The organism is Delftia sp. RIT313, from assembly GCF_000632165.1.
In the GTDB taxonomy this organism is placed as follows: domain Bacteria; phylum Pseudomonadota; class Gammaproteobacteria; order Burkholderiales; family Burkholderiaceae_C; genus Comamonas; species Comamonas acidovorans.
On record NZ_JFYT01000057.1, the window covers coordinates 167,535 to 183,557 of the forward strand.

A 16,023-nucleotide genomic window follows, 5' to 3' on the forward strand; every position below is an offset into this window, starting at 1 on the left:
GCAGGCTTTCAGTGGCTCCCCTGCCTGCGGGTCCGCACGATGCGGCCCTGGCGCACGATGGTGCAGTCCGGCCGGTTGCCGAACCAATAGGCCAGCTCGGCCGCATGGCGCACGGGCCAAAGCACGAAGTGGGCGGGACGGCCGGCCGCGATCAGGCCATGCTCGTCCTGCAGGCCCAGGGCGCGCGCGGCATGGCGGGTGATGCCCGCCAGGGCCTCGGGCACGGTGAGCCGGAACAGGGTGCAGGCCATGTTGGCCATGAGCAAAAGGCTCAGGCAGGGGGAGGTGCCCGGATTGTGATCGGTAGAGACGGCCATGGGAACGCCCGCGGCGCGCAGGCCCGCGATGGGCGGCATGTGGGTGTCACGCAGCGTGTAGTAGGCGCCGGGCAGCAGCACGGCCACGGAACCCGCGCCGCGCATGGCGGCAATGCCGGATTCGGACAGGTGCTCGATGTGGTCGCAGGACAGCGCGCCATAGCGGGCCGCGAGGGCCGCCCCCTCCATGTTCGACAGCTGCTCGGCATGCAGCTTGACGGGCAGGCCCAGGCGGCGTGCGGCCTGGAAGACCTGCTCGGTCTCGGCCAGCGAGAAGGCGATGCGCTCGCAGAACACATCGACCGCATCGACCAGGCCCTCGGCCGCCAGCGCGGGCAGCATGGTGCCGGCGACGAGGTCGATGTAGTCCTGGCTGCGCCCTGCGTACTCGGGTGGCAGCGCATGCGCGCCCAGGAAGGTGGTGCGCACGGTCACGCCCAGGGCCTGGCCCAGGCGCCGGGCCACGCGCAGCTGCTTGCGCTCGTGCTCCAGCGCCAGGCCGTAGCCCGACTTGATCTCGATGGCGCAGACGCCCTCGTCCAGCAGCTGCTGCAGGCGCGGCAGGGCCTGGGCGAACAGCTCGTCCTCGCTGGCCTCGCGCGTGGCACGCACGCTGGAGACGATGCCGCCGCCGGCGCGTGCCACTTCCTCGTAGCTGGCGCCGTCCAGGCGCATGGCGAATTCGTTGGCGCGCTCGCCGCCATAGACCAGGTGGGTGTGGCAATCGACCAGGCCCGGCGTGGCCAGCATGCCCTGGCCGTCATGGCGCGGCAGGGACGCATATGCGGGCGGCAGGGCCTGCTGCGGCCCCACCCAGGCCACGCGGCCCTGCTGCACCACGATGCAAGCATCCTCGCCATCACCCACGGCCTGGCCGGCCTCGAACATGTCAGGCGCCAGGCGCAGGTTCTGCCAGCAGCCGTCGGCCGAAGAGGATGGAGCGAGTGCGGAAGCGGATGCAGAAGCGGGTGCGTGGGGCTCGGTCATGGGGGGGATTCCTTGGATGTCGTGGGTCGTCAGCAGGCTTGCAGCAGCACCTGCACCAGCCGCGCGTCGTCGGTCTGCGGCACCAGATGCTGCGGGTCGGGCTGCTGCGCGCTCCACCACAGGCCCTGGCCGGGGATGAGCGCAGCGCCATCCGCCTGCCAGTCGCCCTGCAGCACCATGCACAGGCCGGCGTCGGCGCGGCCGGCGTCGGCAGCGCTGTCCAGCACCTGAACCTGCGCCCGCCACCGGCCGCGCCGCGCCATCACGTTGAAGTCGGAGGAAGTGCCGCCCAGCAGCGAGCAGCCCAGCGCCACATCGCCGGAGAAGGCAAACGGCTGCCAGCGCGCGTCCAGCACATGGTCGATGCCTTCGCCGCGCAGGTGCACGCCGTCGCCATCGAGCAGCATGATCTGCCGGTCCACGCCCGCAAAGGCCGAGAACGGGCCGGGCTGGTCAATGGTGGCCACGCTGATGCGCCAGCCGAAAGCCTCCATGCCCGCCCCGGGCGGCCAGCAGGCGATCTCGCGCGTGCTGCCGCCCCCGTTCTTCCAGGGGCTGGCGGCGATCTGGTTCAGGTCGAAACGCTGCATGGCCGTGGTGTCCTGCAGGCGGCTCACTTGACCATGGGCAGGTTCAGCTGATGGCGCTTGGCGGCCGCCACGGCAATGTCGTAGCCCGCGTCGGCATGGCGCATGACGCCAGTGGCCGGATCGTTCCAGAGCACGCGGCCCAGGCGGGCGGCGGCCTCGTCCGTGCCGTCGGCCACGATGACCACGCCCGCATGCTGGGAGTAGCCCATGCCCACGCCGCCGCCGTGGTGCAGGCTGACCCAGGTGGCGCCGCCTGCGGTGTTGAGCAGGGCGTTGAGCAGCGGCCAGTCGCTGACGGCGTCCGTGCCGTCCTTCATGGATTCGGTCTCGCGGTTGGGACTGGCCACCGAGCCGCAGTCCAGGTGGTCGCGGCCGATCACGATGGGGGCCTTGAGTTCGCCGTTCTTCACCATCTCGTTGAAGGCCAGGGCCGCCTTGTGGCGCTCGCCCAGTCCCAGCCAGCAGATGCGCGCGGGCAGGCCCTGGAAGCTGATGCGCTCGCGCGCCATGTCCAGCCAGCGGTGGGTGTGCTTGTTGTCGGGGAACAGTTCCTTGATCTTGGCGTCGGTCTTGTAGATGTCCTCGGGGTCGCCGGACAGGGCCACCCAGCGGAACGGGCCCTTGCCCTCGCAGAACAGCGGCCGGATGTAGGCGGGCACGAAGCCGGGGAAGTCGAAGGCGTTCTTCACGCCCTGGTCCAGGGCCACCTGGCGGATGTTGTTGCCGTAGTCCACCGTGGGAATGCCCATGGCCTGGAAGTCCAGCATGGCCTGCACGTGCTGGGCGCAGCCCTGGGCGGCGGCGGCCTTGAGCTGGGCATGGCGCGACGGGTCGGCCGCGGCGGCACGCCACTCGTCCACGGTCCAGCCCACGGGCAGGTAGCCGTTGATCAGGTCATGGGCCGAGGTCTGGTCGGTCACGATGTCGGGGCGGGCGCCGCCGGCCTGGGCGCGGCGCACCAGCTCGGGCAGGATTTCGGCGGCATTGCCCAGCAGGCCGATGGAGATGGCCTCGCCCGCAGCCGTGTGCTGGGCGATGAGCTCCAGCGCGTGGTCGATGTCGCGCGCCTGCTTGTCCAGGTAGCGCGTGCGCAGGCGGAAGTCGATGCTGCTTTGCTGGCATTCGATGGCCAGCACGCAGGCACCGGCCAGCACGCCGGCCAGGGGCTGGGCACCGCCCATGCCGCCCAGGCCCGCCGTGAGGATCCACTTGCCCGTGAGGTCGTTGTTGTAGTGCTGGCGGCCGGCCTCGACGAAGGTCTCGAACGTGCCCTGCACGATGCCCTGGGCGCCGATGTAGATCCAGCTGCCGGCCGTCATCTGGCCGTACATGAACAGGCCCTTCTGGTCGAGCTCGTTGAAGTGCTCCCAATTCGCCCACTGGGGCACGAGGTTGGAGTTGGCCAGCAGCACGCGCGGTGCGTTCTCGTGCGTCTTGAACACGCCCACGGGCTTGCCCGACTGGATCAGCAGCGACTCGTCGGCCTCCAGCTTTTTCAGCGACTCCAGGATCTGGTCATAGCACTCCCAGTTGCGCGCCGCGCGGCCGATGCCGCCGTAGACCACCAGGGCCTTGGGGTTCTCGGCCACGTCGGGGTCCAGGTTGTTCTGCAGCATGCGGTAGGCGGCCTCGGCCAGCCAGTTCTTGCAGTGCAGTTCGCTGCCGCGCGGGGCGCGGATGACGCGGCTGGCGTCATAGCGGGGATTGGTGGCAGCCGTGGCAGCGTTGGCGTTGAGGATGGCGTCGTTGGCGTTCATGGCGATCTCCTGGATGCGGGGGGTGAGCGGTTGCGGGGTTCAGGCAGCCTGGTGGCTGGGCAGGTGGCGGACGATGGCCTGGGGCCAGTCCGTGGCAAGCGCCCACTGGCGCATGGTTTCGATGTCGGGTGCCAGGTAGCGGTCACGGTCCAGGTGCGGAACCTGGCTGCGGATCAGCGCGTACTGCGCTTCGATCAACTCGGAGCTGTTCAGGCTGCGGTCGAAGTCCATGCCCTGGGCGGCGGCCATGGCCTCCACGCCCACGATGACGGCGGTGTTGCGCGCCATCTCGCCCAGGCGCCGCGCGCCGTAGGTGGCCATGGAGACATGGTCTTCCTGGTTGGCCGAGGTGGGCAGGCTGGTGACGCTGCTGGGGTGGGCCAGGCACTGGTTCTCGGCAGCCAGGGCGGCGGCCGTGACCTGGGCGATCATGAAGCCCGAGTTCACGCCGCTGTCGGCAATCAGGAAGGCCGGCAGGCCCGACAGGCCGGTGTCCAGCAGCAGGGCCATGCGGCGCTCGGAGATGGCGCCGATCTCGGCCAGGGCCAGGGCGATGATGTCGGCCGCGAAGGCCACGGGCTCGGCGTGGAAGTTGCCGCCCGAGATCACGTCGCCGTTGTCGAAGACCAGCGGGTTGTCCGAGGCGGCGTTGGCCTCGATCACCAGCACGCGGGCCGCATGGCTGAGGTTGTCCAGGCAGGCGCCCATGACCTGGGGCACGCAGCGGATGGAGTACGGGTCCTGCACGCGGCCGCAATGGGGGTGGGAGGTGTCGATGGCGCTGCCGTCCAGCAGCTCGCGCACGGCGGCGGCCACGGCGATCTGGCCAAGCTGGCCGCGCGCCTCGTGGATGCGGGCGTCAAACGGTTTGACCGAGCCTTTGATGGCCTCCAGCGTCAGGCAGCCCGCCACCAGGCCGGCCGCGAACACGCTCTCGCCCTGGAAGAGGCCCACCAGGGCCAGCGCCGTGGATACCTGGGTGCCGTTGAGCAGGGCCAGTCCTTCCTTGGGGCCGAGCACGAAGGGCTCCAGGCCCACGTGGCGCATGGCCTCGGTGCCGGACACCACCTGTCCATCGATCTTGGCCTGGCCTTCGCCGATCAGCACGCAGGCCAGGTGCGACAGCGGTGCCAGGTCGCCGGAGGCGCCCACCGAGCCCTTGGCGGGGATCACGGGCAGCACGTCGGCGTTGGCCAGGGCCAGCAGCGCATCGACCAGCTCGGGGCGCACGCCCGAGTGGCCGCGCGCCAGGCTCACGGCCTTGGTGGCCAGCACCAGGCGCACCACGGCGTCGGGCAGCGGATCGCCCGTGCCCACGCTGTGCGACAGCACCAGGTTGCGCTGCAGCTCTGCCAGGCGGTCATGGGCGATCTTGGTGGAGGCCAGCTTGCCGAAGCCGGTGTTGATGCCATAGACGACCTGGTCCTCATCCACGATGTGCTGCACATGGGCCTGGGCGGCGCGCATGCGCTCGTAGGCGGACGCCGCCATGGACAGGCGCACGCCGCCCTGCTGGATGGCCCGCAGCTGGGCCAGGCTGACCTGGCCGGGCTGCAGCGTCAGCGCGGTGCCGGGACGGGAGGTGAGGCCGGGAGTCGTGATGGTGTTCATGGTGATGCCCTGTCGGTGTCTGGGAGGGTGTGCCGGGATGGATGTCTATGCCTGTCTATACAATATCAATCGAAGCGGAACAGCGCAAGAGCGGGAACCCCGCCTTTCAGGCCTCAGCCGTCGTGCGATCCGCCGTCGGTGCGAAAGCGGCTGCCCAGCCGGTAGCGCATGCCCGGATGCACGCAGTGCACCCAGGTCACGGGCGTGCCCAGGTACCAGGTGCGGCGCGTCAGCGTCAGGCAGGGCTGGTCGGCGTCCATCTGCAGCCAGCGCGCCTGCTCGGGCGTCGGCAGCATGGCGTCCACCACATGCTCGATCTGGTCGAAGGGCACGTTGCGCACCAGATACACCGAAGGCTGGATCAGCGAGAAGTCCTGCTCCATGAAGTCCGGCGCCATGCGCGGGTTCACATGGCGGTCTTCCAGCTGCACGGGCACGTCGTTTTCGAAATGCACGCCCTGCAGGTGGAACACCGAGCTGCCCGCAGACAGCTGCAGCGAAGCTGCCGCCTCGGGCGAGGCCGACTCGCGGCGCACGCTGATCAGCTCGAAGCGGTGGTCATGCCCGCGCTGGCGGATTTCCTCGGCGATGTTGGCGATGCGCAGCAGCGTGGACTGCGGCTTTTCCTCGGCCACGAAGGAGCCCACGCCGGCCACGCGCACGATCACGCCCTGCTCGGCCAGCTCGCGCAGCGCGCGGTTGGCCGTCATGCGGGCCACGCCGAACTCCTGCACCAGCTCCTGCTCGGACGGCACGCGCTCGCCGGCCGACAGCGAGCCATCGGCGATCTTGCGCAGCACATGGTCCTTGACCTGCTGGTACAGGGCCATGGGCACCTCCGCCGTCGTTGCGGAAAGTCGGGAAGCCGTGGAACGCGAAGACATGGTGTGGGCAGTGGTCATGGAAAAGCGTCAGTGTGCAGCAGCGGCCAGCGACTCTGCGCGAATCTCTTCGGTCAGCCGGGCTTTCAGCTCCATGAACTCGGGCGATGTCTTGACCGTGTAGTGGCGCGGATGCGGCAGGTTCACGGGAATATCGGCCTTGATGCGGCCCGGGCGCGCGCTGAACACGGCCACGCGGTTGGCCATGAAGATGGCCTCGTCGATGTCGTGGGTGACGAACATCACGGTCTTGCGCTCGGCCTCCCAGATGCCCAGCAGCAGCTCCTGCATGAGCACGCGGGTCTGGTTGTCGAGTGCGCCGAAGGGCTCGTCCATGAGCAGGATCTTGGGATCGTTGGCCAGCGCGCGCGCAATGGCCGTGCGCTGCTGCATGCCGCCCGACAGCTGCTTGGGAAAGTGGTTCTCGAAGCCGCGCAGCCCCACCTTGGCGATGAAGTAGTCGCTGCGCTCCTTTTGCAGCGCCTCGCTCACGCCCTTCTCGCGCAGGCCGAAGCGGATGTTCTGCGCCACCGTCAGCCAGGGGAACAGCGTGTAGCTCTGGAACACCATGCCGCGGTCGGCGCCCGGTCCGTCCACGGCGCGGCCGTCCAGCAGCACCTGGCCCGTGGTCGGGAAATCCAGCCCCGCCGCAATGCGCAGCATGGTGGACTTGCCGCAGCCCGAGGGGCCGAGGATGGTGACGAAGTCGTTCTCGCGGACCTCGAAATCCACAGGCAGCAAGGCCTGCGTGCTCGTGCCCTTGTGGCTGGTGAAGGTGCGCGAAACACCTTGAATAGACAAAAGATTCATCACGATTCTCCAGGGCGCTTGTCAATATTCACGGCGGCTGCAACCGGCGCGACTCACCTCAGAGACACCGAGGAAGGGCCGCCCCGCACCGAGGGTGTCGTCCCCCTTCAAGGGGGAAGCGGCGCAGCCGCTCAGGGGGTAGATCCTTTTCACAGGGTGCTCCACTCGAACATGCGACGGTTGACGGTCTTGAAGATGAAATCGGACACCAGGCCGATGAGGCCGATCACGATGATGCCGAAGATGATCTGGCCCGTGTTCAGCAGCGCCTGGCTGTCGGTGATCATGTGGCCGATGCCCGAGGACGAGCCGATCAGCTCGGCCACGATCACATAGGTCCAGGCCCAGCCCAGCACCAGGCGCAGCGTCTCGGCAATGCCGGGCGCGGCGCCCGGGATCAGCACGCGGCGCACCACGCCGGTGTTGGAGGCGCCCAGCGTGTAGGCGGCCTCCACCAGGTCCTTGCGCGCGCCGCCCACGGTGACGGCCACCATCAGCGTGATCTGGAACACCGAGCCGATGAAGATGACCAGCAGCTTCTGCGTCTCGCCCACGCCGGCCCACAGGATCAGCAGCGGGATGAAGGCCGAGGCCGGCAGGTAGCGGCAGAACGACACGAAGGGCTCGAAGAAGGCCTCGACCGGCTTCCAGGCGCCCATGGCGATGCCCAGGGGCACGGCCACGACCGAGGCCAGGATGAAGCCGCCCATCACGCGCCAGACCGTCATGCCGATGTCGTGCAGGAAGCCGTACTCGGTGAACAGCAGCACGCCCTCGCGCGCCATGGTCATGGGGCTGGCCAGGAAGGTCGGGGAGACGAAGCCGCCCAGCGTCACAGCCGCCCAGACGAGAAAGAACAGCACGAAGAAGGCCACACCCAGCACCCACTTGGCCGTGGGGCTGACGGGCTCCAGCGGCGCCATGCGGCGGCGGCGGACGGGGGCTGGCGCCGCGGCGGGCGCGGGAGCGTGCGGTGTGGCGTGGGTCATGGGCTTGTTAGCCGGCTGGACTGCGGAAGTGGATGCGGCTTGCATGGTCATCCCCTGGCGGGCTTACTGGATGAAGCTGGCGTCGTACATCACGCCATAGTTCTCGGGGATGGAGCGGATGATGCCGGCCTCCTTGAGGATCACGGCCGACTCCTTCATGAAGGGCACCAGCTCGTTGGCGAAGAATTTCTGGTTGGCTTCCTTGTCGGACCACTTCAGGTAGGAGGCCGACTTGCCGAACTGCTCGCCACCCTGCTTGACGGCCGCGCCCATGATCTCGAAGGACTTGGTCTTGTCGGCCTCGATCATGGCCACCGCATCGAAGTACGACTGGGCCAGCGCCTTGGCGGCGGCCGTGTTCGCCTTGAGCCACTTGGGATCGCAGCCCACCGTGTCCATGACCATGGGGTAGTCGATGGTGGTGGCCAGGATCTTGCCCGCGGCCGGATTGGCGCGGATGGTGGACAGGTAGGGCTCGTAGCTCATGGCCGCATCGTTCTGGCCGGCCACGAAGGCCTGGGCCGCAGGCTGGGGCTCCAGCGAGACGGTCTTCACATCCTTCATGGTCATGCCGTTCTTGTGCAGCATCCAGGCCAGGCCGAAGTACGGCGCCGTGCCCGGCGCGCTCACGGCCACGGTCTTGCCCTTGAGGTCGGCAAAGCCCTTGACGTCATTGCGCACGGCGATGCCGTCGGCGCCATAGGACTTGTCCATCTGGAAGATCTGCACGATGGGCACGCCGTTGGTGTTCCAGGCCACATGCGTCTCGATGGTGGTGGCCGCGCACTGGATGGCGCCCGAGGCCAGGGCCAGGTGGCGGTCCTTTTGCGGGATCATCTTCAGGTCCACCGCCAGGCCGTTCTTCTTGAAGATGCCGGCCTTGTCGGCCAGGGTCAGCGGCGCGAAGCCGGTCCAGCCCGACATGCCCAGGGTGATCTTGGTCTCCTGCGCGGCAGCGGGCTGCAGTGCGGCGGCAAGGCAGAGGGCGGCGGCCAGCGGCCCCAGGGGCAGGCGGCGGAACGTGGGGATCGAACTCATGTGGCACTCCTCGGTCGGGAAAGCAAGTTGGCGATGGCAGTTTCGGGGTCCGCAGGCAGACCAGTGCGGGAGCCCGAAGTGTGTTTTTGCCGACCGGACATGTATATACAGGATTACCCGGCAAACCGGTGATGGAGCGAGCATCCTGCATCTACCTGCGATCAACACGGAGAGCAACAGCAAATGCCGTGCCAACCAAGCTTGTCCATACAACCTGGGGAAAATCCCGGGTAACAGCTCACCACCGTGGTGCATGCCACGGGGCTGCGCGCCGCTACGGTGCAATCACGGCACGCGCCACCTTCAAGAACGGTGCAATCAGCGGCGAGGCATTGCCCGCCGGCACGGCCAGCACCACGCCCTGGGGGGCCACGCGGCCCCGGATGCGGCGGCAGGCCAGGCGCTGGCCATCGTGGGCGCGGTCCACCACCGGCCGCGTGGTCAGCACGCTCAGGCCGTGGCCGTTGGCCACCATGGAGCGCAGCATTTCGATGGAGGCGAACTCATGGGCCACCAGCGGCGTCACGCCGGCCTCGCGGAACAGCGACAGGAAATACTCGCGGCTGTGCGGCAGGTTGATCAGCACCAGCGGGTAGCGGGCCACCTCGGCCAGCCCCACGCTGGTCCTGGCCGCCAGCGCATGGCGCTGCGGCAGCAGCACATAGGGCGGCAACGCCGCCACGGGCAGCAGCTCCATGCGGGGACGCGCCAGGCCTGTGTCGTACTGCAGGGCCGCATCGAGCTCGCCGCGCTCCACCTGCTGCGTGAGCGAGGCGATGTCGCCCTCCACCAGCTCCAGCGCAATGCCGGGGTGCAGGCGCTGCATCTGCGCCAGCAGGGCCGGCACCCAGCGCGCGCCCAGCGTGCTCAGAAAGCCCAGGCGCAGCACGCCCGCCATCGCCGCCGTGCGCGGCCCCTGCAGGCTGCGTGCGCCGTCCAGCAGCGCCTGGGCCTCGCGGCTGCGCACCGCGCCCGCCGCCGTGAGATCCAGCCCCCTGGCATGGCGGCGCACGAACAGCGCCTCGCCCCACAGCGCCTCCAGGTCGGCAATCGCCTTGGAGATGGACGGCTGGGACACGCCGATGGCCTCGGCCGCGCGCGCCGTGCTGCCATGGCGTGCGGCGGCCACGAAATACTCCAGCTGGCGCAGGCTGATCTGGATCATCTTTTTGAATGCAGTGAATCAGGAATGAATATTTTCCATTGATTCAATCACGCGCCAGCATGCAGCCATAGACCACCCGTCCAAGGCTGCACCCATGACCGAGTCCACCCCCCTCACCGCCCGCCCGCTGGACGGCGTGCGCATTCTCGACTTCACGCGCGTGCTGGCGGGGCCGCTGTCCACGGCCCTGCTGGCCGACCTGGGCGCCGAGGTCGTCAAGATCGAGCCGCCGCAGGGCGACGACTACCGCGCCATCGGCCCCATGAACAACGGCGAGAGCGCGCTGTTCACGGTGATGAACCGCAACAAGCAAAGCCTGGTGCTGGACCTCAAGCACCCCGAGGCCGTGGCCCTGGTCCACGAGATGGCGGCCCAGGCCGACGTGGTGGTGGAGAACTTCCGGCCCGGCGTGGCCGAGCGCCTGGGCATCGGCGCAAGCCAGTTGCGGGCGCTCAATCCGCGCCTGGTCTATGTCAGCGTCTCGGGTTTCGGCCAGACCGGGCCGCTGGCCCACCGGCCGGCCTACGACATCATCGTGCAGGCCATGAGCGGCCTCATGGAGGCCACGGGCGAGCCCGATGGCGCGCCCACCGTGGTGGGCGAGGCCGTCAGCGACGTGGTGGCCGGCCTGTTCGCCTCCTGGGCCACGCTGGCCGCGCTGCTGCAGGCGCGTGCCACGGGACAGGGCCAGCAGGTGGACGTGGCCATGTTCGACACCACGCTGAGTTTTCTGGCCACCTCGGTGGCGCGCTACCTGTTCACGGGCCGGCCCGCGCGCCGCGTGGGCAACCGCCATCCACTGTCGGCCCCCTTCGGCGTGTACCGCGCAGGCGACGGCCACTTCGCGCTGGCCGTGCTCAACAACAAGCTGTTCGCCGCCGCCCTGCAGGCCATGGAACTGGGCAGCCTGGCCGGCGACCCGCGCTTTGCCAGCGATGAATCACGCTCGGCCCACGAACCCGCGCTGCGCGAGGCCATCGAGGCCTGGGCCGGCCGGCATGAAGTGGCGCAGGTGGTGGCCGCGCTGGATGCAGCCGGCGTGCCCGCCGCACCCATCTGGAACATTGCCCAGGCGCTGGAATCGCCCCAGAGCCAGGCACGCGGCCTGCTCGGCGCGGTGCAGGACCCGCGCCTGCCCGGCCTGCGCCTGCCCACCCAGCCCGTGCATTTCAGCGGCGCCGCACCCAACCGCGCCGAGCGCGCGCCGGCCCTGGGCGAGCACACCGACGCCCTGCTCTCGCAGTGGCTGGGCCGGGGAGCCGAAGCCATTGCCGCGCTGCGCGCATCCGGTGCCCTGGGCACCGCAGGCGCCGCCCCCTCTTCCCCATCACATTGAGCGAACTTCCATGAACTTCCAACGACTGGGCACCACCGCCGACGACCACGCCATTGCCGATGCCGTGGCCCGCTTTGCCGACGACGCACTCGCCCCGCTGGCGCAGCGCATGGACGAAGAGGCACTGTCCGCCACCTGCCATGTGCCGGGCCTGTCGGCCCTGGGCGTGATGGGCATGAACCTGCCCGAGGCCCTGGGCGGCCCCGGCGTCACGCCCACGGCCATGCTGCTGTCCCTGGTGGCCATCTCGCGCGCCTGCGCGGCCACCTCGTCCATGATCGGCGCCCACTACCTGGGCACGGACGCCGTGCTCATCGGCGGCGACGACGCCCAGCGCCAGCAGTGGCTGCCGCGCTGCGCCAGCGGCCAATGGCTGGCCGCCTTTGCGCTGACCGAGCCGCGCGGCGGCTCCCACCCGGCCGACATGCGCACGCGCGCCGTGCGCGATGGGGACGACTATCTGATCACGGGCGTCAAGCACTTCATCTCCAACGCCGCCGAGGCGCGCTTCATGGTGGTCTTCGCCAAGACCGACATGGAGGCCGGCGCGCGCGGCGTCAGCGCCTTCATCGTGCCGCGCGATCTGCCCGGCATCCAGGTCTCGGCCCCCGAAAAGCTCATGGGCATCCGCGGCGGCCATGCCTTCGAGGTATCGCTGGACGGCGTGCGCGTGCCTGCCAGCCACCGGCTGGGCGCCGAGGGCACGGGCTTCAAGACGGCCATGAAGGTGCTGGACAACAGCCGCCTGGACGTGGCGGCCACCGCCCTGGGCGTGGCCGAGACCGCCCTGGTCGCCGCCGCGCAATGGGCCAATCAGCGCCTGGTCGGCGGCGAGCCACTGGCCACCAAACAGGGCATCCAGTGGAAGCTGGCCGACATGAAGCTGCGCCTGGAGGCATCGTGGGCACTGACGATGCAGGCCCTGGCCTTGCGCCAGGCCGGCCAGCCCTTCACCCAGCACTCGGCCATGGCCAAGCTCCATGCGTCCGAAATGGTGGGCTTCGTCACCGACGAAGCCCTGCAGATCCACGGCGGCTACGGCTACACGCGCGAGATGCCGCTGGAGCGCCTGGTGCGCGATGCACGCATCCTGCGCATCTACGAAGGCTCGTCCGAAGTGCAGCGCAGCATCATTGCGCGTGGGGTGCTGGGCGGCAGCTGAATGCAGCAGCGGGTGGCTAGGAGAAATCTGAAAATGGCACCCTCGCGCCCGGAAAAGGCCATTGATGCAGAGCGGCTCAAACCCCAGGTCTTCCCTGGACCTTGCGAGGGGGCGCAAAATGGCGGCTGTTGCGGCCTTCGGGCCGCAGCGCATTTTTTGCGGGAAGCGCCCGCATCCCGCTCCCTCCCGCGCCAGCCGCCTCTGCCGAAAGAAGTCCCCGTTGTCCGCCGCGCATTCCGTCCTGCAAGCCGTGTTCGGCTACGAACAATTCCGCGGTCCGCAGGAAGCCATCGTCTCGCACGTGGTCGCCGGCGGCGATGCGCTGGTGCTCATGCCCACGGGTGGCGGCAAGAGCCTGTGCTACCAGGTGCCGGCCATCGTGCGCCAGCAGCAGGGCCACGGCGTGGCGGTGGTGGTGTCGCCGCTGATCGCGCTCATGCACGACCAGGTGGGCGCGCTGCACGAGGCCGGTGTCAGCGCCGCCTACCTGAACTCCACGCTGTCCTATGACGAGACGCAGGAAGTCGAATGGCGTCTGCAAAGCGGCGACATCACCCTGCTGTATGCCGCGCCCGAGCGCCTGAACACGCCGCGCTTCCTGGGCCTGCTCGACGACCTGCATGCCCAGGGCAAGCTGTCGCTGTTCGCCATCGACGAGGCGCACTGCGTGAGCCAGTGGGGCCATGACTTCCGGCCCGAGTACCGCGCGCTGAGCGTGCTGCACGAACGCTATGCGGGCGTGCCGCGCATTGCGCTCACGGCCACGGCCGACGCGCTGACGCGCGCCGACATCGTCGAGCGGCTGCAGCTCGAGAGCGCACGGCACTTCGTCAGCAGCTTCGACCGCCCCAATATCCGCTACCGCATCGCCGAGAAGAAGGACGTCAGCAACCAGCTGCTGCGCTTCATCGAGCGCGAGCACGAGGGCGAGGCCGGCGTGGTCTATTGCCAGTCGCGCAAGCGCGTGGAGGAGCTGGCCCAGACGCTGAGCCAGGCCGGCGTGCCCGCCCTGCCCTACCACGCGGGCCTGCCCTTCGAGACGCGCCAGCTGCACCAGGACCGCTTTCTGCGCGAGGACGGCATCGTCATCGTCGCCACCATCGCCTTCGGCATGGGCATCAACAAGCCCGATGTGCGCTTCGTGGCCCACGTGGACATGCCCAAGAACATCGAGGGCTACTACCAGGAAACCGGCCGCGCAGGCCGCGACGGGCTGCCCGCCGATGCCTGGATGGCCTACGGCCTGTCCGACGTGGTCAACCAGCGCCGCATGATCGACGAAAGCCCGGCCGAGGACACCTTCAAGCAGGTCATGCGCGGCAAGCTCGATGCCCTGCTGGGCCTGGCCGAGGCCACGGACTGCCGCCGCGTGCGGCTGCTGGCCTACTTCGGCGAGCAGTACGGCCTGGGCGCACCGGGAGAAGACGCAGAGACGGACCTTGAAGGCAGGCCGCTGCAGCGCGTGGCAAAGACCGCCTGCGGCAACTGCGACAACTGCATGGAGCCCCCGGCCCTGTGGGACGGCACGGAGGCCGCGCGCAAGCTGCTGTCCACCATCTACCGCGTGCACGAGGCCAGCCAGCTGACCTTTGGCGCGGGCCACATCATGGACGTGCTGCGCGGCAAGGACACCGAGAAGGTGCGCCAGTACGGACACGAGAAGATCTCCACCTTCGGCCTGGGCAAGGACTACAGCGAGCCCCAGCTGCGCGGCGTGATGCGCCAGCTGCTGGCCACGGGCGCCCTGGGCCTGCACAAGATCACCAGCGAGAACAGCGGCCACAGCTTCGACACCCTGTGCCTGGCCGATGGCTCGCGCGCCGTGCTGCGCGGCGAAGTCTCCGTGCAGCTGCGCGAGGCCGTGGCAGCGCCGCGCACGCGCACCTCCAAGCGCGCCACCCAGCCCAACGTGGCCGCTGCCAGCCTGGGGCCCGATGCCCAGGTGCGCTTCATCAATCTCAAGGCCTGGCGCGCCGAGGTCGCGCGCGAGCACAACCTGCCGGCCTATGTGATCTTCCACGACGCCACGCTGGCAGCCATCGCCGAGCGCAACCCCGCATCGCTGGACGACCTGCAAGGCATCAGCGGCATGGGCGCCAAGAAGCTCGACGCCTATGGCGCCGAGGTGCTGCGGGTGGTGGCCACGGGTTGAGTGAGGTTCAGGGCGCCACCGTGATGCCGGCCGCGTGCGCACGGCGCGCAGGCCGCACGACGATCTCGACCTGCTGGTCCAGCGACACCAGCGCCTGCATCAGGCGCTCCAGAGAGATGTTCTGCAGCTTGTAGCGCCGGACCTGGGAAATCTTGGGCTGCGTCATGCCCGTGATGCCTGCAGCCTCGGTCTGACTGAGCCCGCGCTTGTCCATCAGCTCGTTGAGCTTCATGGCCAGCACGGTTTTGGCCGACAGTTCCTGTGCGTCCTCGAAGCCCAGATCGACCAGCACATTGGCTGTTCCCTGCGAAGAATCCTGGCGATGCATCATGTTCTCCCGCCCGCTCCATAGCGGGCAGTACGGACTTCAATACTCCCTAAGCAAAAAGAAGAGCCCGCATCAGCGGGCTCTCTTCATCACTGCGCCAGCACCCTGAAGGTCAGCGTGTAGTTGTTGCCGTACTGCGGCGCGGCGGCGCCGGCGGGGGCGTCGGCGCGGTAGCGCACCAGGGCCAGGTAGATGCCGGACTTGGGCAGGGCGTAGGAGATGCGGCCCTCGCCATCGGTGGTCAGCGCGTCCACGCTGTGCTGGCTGGCCAGGTCCATGGCCGAGCGGAAGATTTCCACCTTCTGCGCGGCCAGCGGCTTGCCGTCGTATTGCACGGTGAAGTCGAACTTCTCGCCCGCGAACAGGTCGGCAGGATGCGTGACGGGCACGATCTCCAGGCCCTTGCCTGAGGGCGCGAGCGCGGCCCGGCTGGGCTTGCCCACCGTGATGTAGGTCTCGGAGACCGACAGCGACTGGTAGTGGCTCAGCAGCCTGGCATCGGCCGGCGTGGGCGTGGCGGGATCACGCGCGGTCTCCACCTTGCCGTTGCGCTCCCACGAACGGAAGACGGCGCCCAGGCGCGGGCCGGTGCTCACGCGGTAGGTGCCCTTCTCGTCGGGCAGTTGGTGCTCGGCCACGGTGCGGGTCTTGAACTGGCACACATCGGCCATGGGCGTGACCGAGCCGTCGGGCGCCGTCACGGTGAAGCGCGTTTCGCCAAAAGCCACTTCGGGGATGAAGAACTTGTCGGCAAAGCTGGCGTCCACGCTGATGACGGCCCGGGGCGAAGCCTCGAAGCTGGTGGGCAGCAGGTAGGGCGTGTGGGCCTGGGCGGAGATGCACACGGCCGACAGCAGCGGCAGCCACCAGGCCAATCGCTTGGATGGGGTTTTGGCCATG

At 69.0% G+C, this 16,023-nt stretch carries 14 protein-coding genes; 3 read left to right on the forward strand and 11 right to left on the reverse strand.

Annotated elements, in window-relative coordinates; genetic code table 11:
* Positions 1 to 8 precede the first annotated feature (8 nt).
* The 9 genes from hutI to BW39_RS17500 all read right to left on the reverse strand — a co-directional run bounded on the left by hutI (position 9) and on the right by BW39_RS17500 (position 10,145).
* Positions 9 to 1,304, reverse strand: coding sequence for an imidazolonepropionase (hutI, locus tag BW39_RS17460; protein ID WP_043823309.1), 1,296 nt, complete (start codon positions 1,302 to 1,304; stop codon positions 9 to 11).
* Positions 1,305 to 1,333: 29 nt separating this feature from the next.
* A complete protein-coding gene (locus tag BW39_RS17465; RefSeq protein WP_043823461.1) occupies positions 1,334 to 1,894 on the reverse strand; it encodes a HutD/Ves family protein in 561 nt (186 codons plus the stop codon).
* 23 nt (positions 1,895 to 1,917) lie between these two features.
* Positions 1,918 to 3,651 (reverse strand): urocanate hydratase, encoded by a 1,734-nt coding sequence (gene hutU / locus BW39_RS17470; RefSeq protein ID WP_012202089.1) that lies wholly within the window; start codon positions 3,649 to 3,651, stop codon positions 1,918 to 1,920.
* Positions 3,652 to 3,690: 39 nt separating this feature from the next.
* Positions 3,691 to 5,262 (reverse strand): histidine ammonia-lyase, encoded by a 1,572-nt coding sequence (gene hutH, locus BW39_RS17475; RefSeq protein ID WP_013800045.1) that lies wholly within the window; start codon positions 5,260 to 5,262, stop codon positions 3,691 to 3,693.
* Positions 5,263 to 5,375: 113 nt separating this feature from the next.
* Positions 5,376 to 6,146: a histidine utilization repressor gene (hutC, locus tag BW39_RS17480; protein WP_049801468.1), complete on the reverse strand. Its 771-nt coding sequence runs from the start codon at positions 6,144 to 6,146 to the stop codon at positions 5,376 to 5,378.
* 27 nt (positions 6,147 to 6,173) lie between these two features.
* Positions 6,174 to 6,953, reverse strand: coding sequence for an ABC transporter ATP-binding protein (locus BW39_RS17485; RefSeq protein WP_012202086.1), 780 nt, complete (start codon positions 6,951 to 6,953; stop codon positions 6,174 to 6,176).
* 149 nt (positions 6,954 to 7,102) lie between these two features.
* Positions 7,103 to 7,987 carry an ABC transporter permease gene (locus tag BW39_RS17490; protein WP_013800044.1) on the reverse strand — a complete coding sequence of 295 codons (885 nt, stop codon included), beginning with the start codon at positions 7,985 to 7,987 and terminating at the stop codon, positions 7,103 to 7,105.
* Between the two features lie 18 nt (positions 7,988 to 8,005).
* Positions 8,006 to 8,980 carry an ABC transporter substrate-binding protein gene (locus BW39_RS17495; RefSeq protein ID WP_043823311.1) on the reverse strand — a complete coding sequence of 325 codons (975 nt, stop codon included), beginning with the start codon at positions 8,978 to 8,980 and terminating at the stop codon, positions 8,006 to 8,008.
* Positions 8,981 to 9,254: 274 nt separating this feature from the next.
* Positions 9,255 to 10,145, reverse strand: a complete 891-nt coding sequence (locus tag BW39_RS17500; protein ID WP_034397621.1) for a LysR substrate-binding domain-containing protein — start codon at positions 10,143 to 10,145, stop codon at positions 9,255 to 9,257.
* 94 nt (positions 10,146 to 10,239) lie between these two features.
* Here BW39_RS17500 and BW39_RS17505 point away from each other — a divergent pair, with 94 nt between their 5' ends.
* The 3 genes from BW39_RS17505 (at position 10,240) to BW39_RS17515 (ending at position 14,795) form a co-directional block, all read left to right on the forward strand.
* Complete coding sequence (locus BW39_RS17505; RefSeq protein ID WP_043823313.1) at positions 10,240 to 11,481, forward strand: CaiB/BaiF CoA transferase family protein; 1,242 nt, start codon at positions 10,240 to 10,242, stop codon at positions 11,479 to 11,481.
* Between the two features lie 10 nt (positions 11,482 to 11,491).
* Positions 11,492 to 12,643 carry an acyl-CoA dehydrogenase family protein gene (locus tag BW39_RS17510; protein ID WP_043823316.1) on the forward strand — a complete coding sequence of 384 codons (1,152 nt, stop codon included), beginning with the start codon at positions 11,492 to 11,494 and terminating at the stop codon, positions 12,641 to 12,643.
* Between the two features lie 220 nt (positions 12,644 to 12,863).
* On the forward strand, positions 12,864 to 14,795 hold the full coding sequence (locus tag BW39_RS17515) for a RecQ family ATP-dependent DNA helicase (protein ID WP_043823318.1): 1,932 nt from the start codon (positions 12,864 to 12,866) through the stop codon (positions 14,793 to 14,795).
* 7 nt (positions 14,796 to 14,802) lie between these two features.
* Here BW39_RS17515 and BW39_RS17520 read toward each other — a convergent pair whose 3' ends face one another.
* Positions 14,803 to 15,123 carry a helix-turn-helix domain-containing protein gene (locus BW39_RS17520; RefSeq protein ID WP_016452227.1) on the reverse strand — a complete coding sequence of 107 codons (321 nt, stop codon included), beginning with the start codon at positions 15,121 to 15,123 and terminating at the stop codon, positions 14,803 to 14,805.
* Positions 15,124 to 15,212: 89 nt separating this feature from the next.
* Entirely contained in the window at positions 15,213 to 16,022 is an 810-nt protein-coding gene (locus BW39_RS17525; protein WP_043823320.1) for a DUF4198 domain-containing protein, read from the reverse strand.
* Between the last annotated feature and the right edge of the window lies 1 nt (position 16,023).

Excerpts from the sequence above, each read along its gene's own strand:
- BW39_RS17520 (WP_016452227.1), bottom strand. The coding sequence starts at position 15,123 with ATGCATCGCCAGGATTCTTCGCAGGGAACAGCCAATGTGCTGGTCGAT.
- BW39_RS17500 (WP_034397621.1), bottom strand. The coding sequence starts at position 10,145 with ATGATCCAGATCAGCCTGCGCCAGCTGGAGTATTTCGTGGCCGCCGCA.
- BW39_RS17485 (WP_012202086.1), bottom strand. The coding sequence starts at position 6,953 with ATGAATCTTTTGTCTATTCAAGGTGTTTCGCGCACCTTCACCAGCCAC.
- BW39_RS17505 (WP_043823313.1), top strand. The coding sequence starts at position 10,240 with ATGACCGAGTCCACCCCCCTCACCGCCCGCCCGCTGGACGGCGTGCGC.
- hutI (WP_043823309.1), bottom strand. The coding sequence starts at position 1,304 with ATGACCGAGCCCCACGCACCCGCTTCTGCATCCGCTTCCGCACTCGCT.
- BW39_RS17510 (WP_043823316.1), top strand. The coding sequence starts at position 11,492 with ATGAACTTCCAACGACTGGGCACCACCGCCGACGACCACGCCATTGCC.
- hutC (WP_049801468.1), bottom strand. The coding sequence starts at position 6,146 with ATGTCTTCGCGTTCCACGGCTTCCCGACTTTCCGCAACGACGGCGGAG.
- BW39_RS17465 (WP_043823461.1), bottom strand. The coding sequence starts at position 1,894 with ATGCAGCGTTTCGACCTGAACCAGATCGCCGCCAGCCCCTGGAAGAAC.
- hutH (WP_013800045.1), bottom strand. The coding sequence starts at position 5,262 with ATGAACACCATCACGACTCCCGGCCTCACCTCCCGTCCCGGCACCGCG.
- BW39_RS17495 (WP_043823311.1), bottom strand. The coding sequence starts at position 8,980 with ATGAGTTCGATCCCCACGTTCCGCCGCCTGCCCCTGGGGCCGCTGGCC.
- BW39_RS17525 (WP_043823320.1), bottom strand. The coding sequence starts at position 16,022 with ATGGCCAAAACCCCATCCAAGCGATTGGCCTGGTGGCTGCCGCTGCTG.
- BW39_RS17490 (WP_013800044.1), bottom strand. The coding sequence starts at position 7,987 with ATGCAAGCCGCATCCACTTCCGCAGTCCAGCCGGCTAACAAGCCCATG.
- hutU (WP_012202089.1), bottom strand. The coding sequence starts at position 3,651 with ATGAACGCCAACGACGCCATCCTCAACGCCAACGCTGCCACGGCTGCC.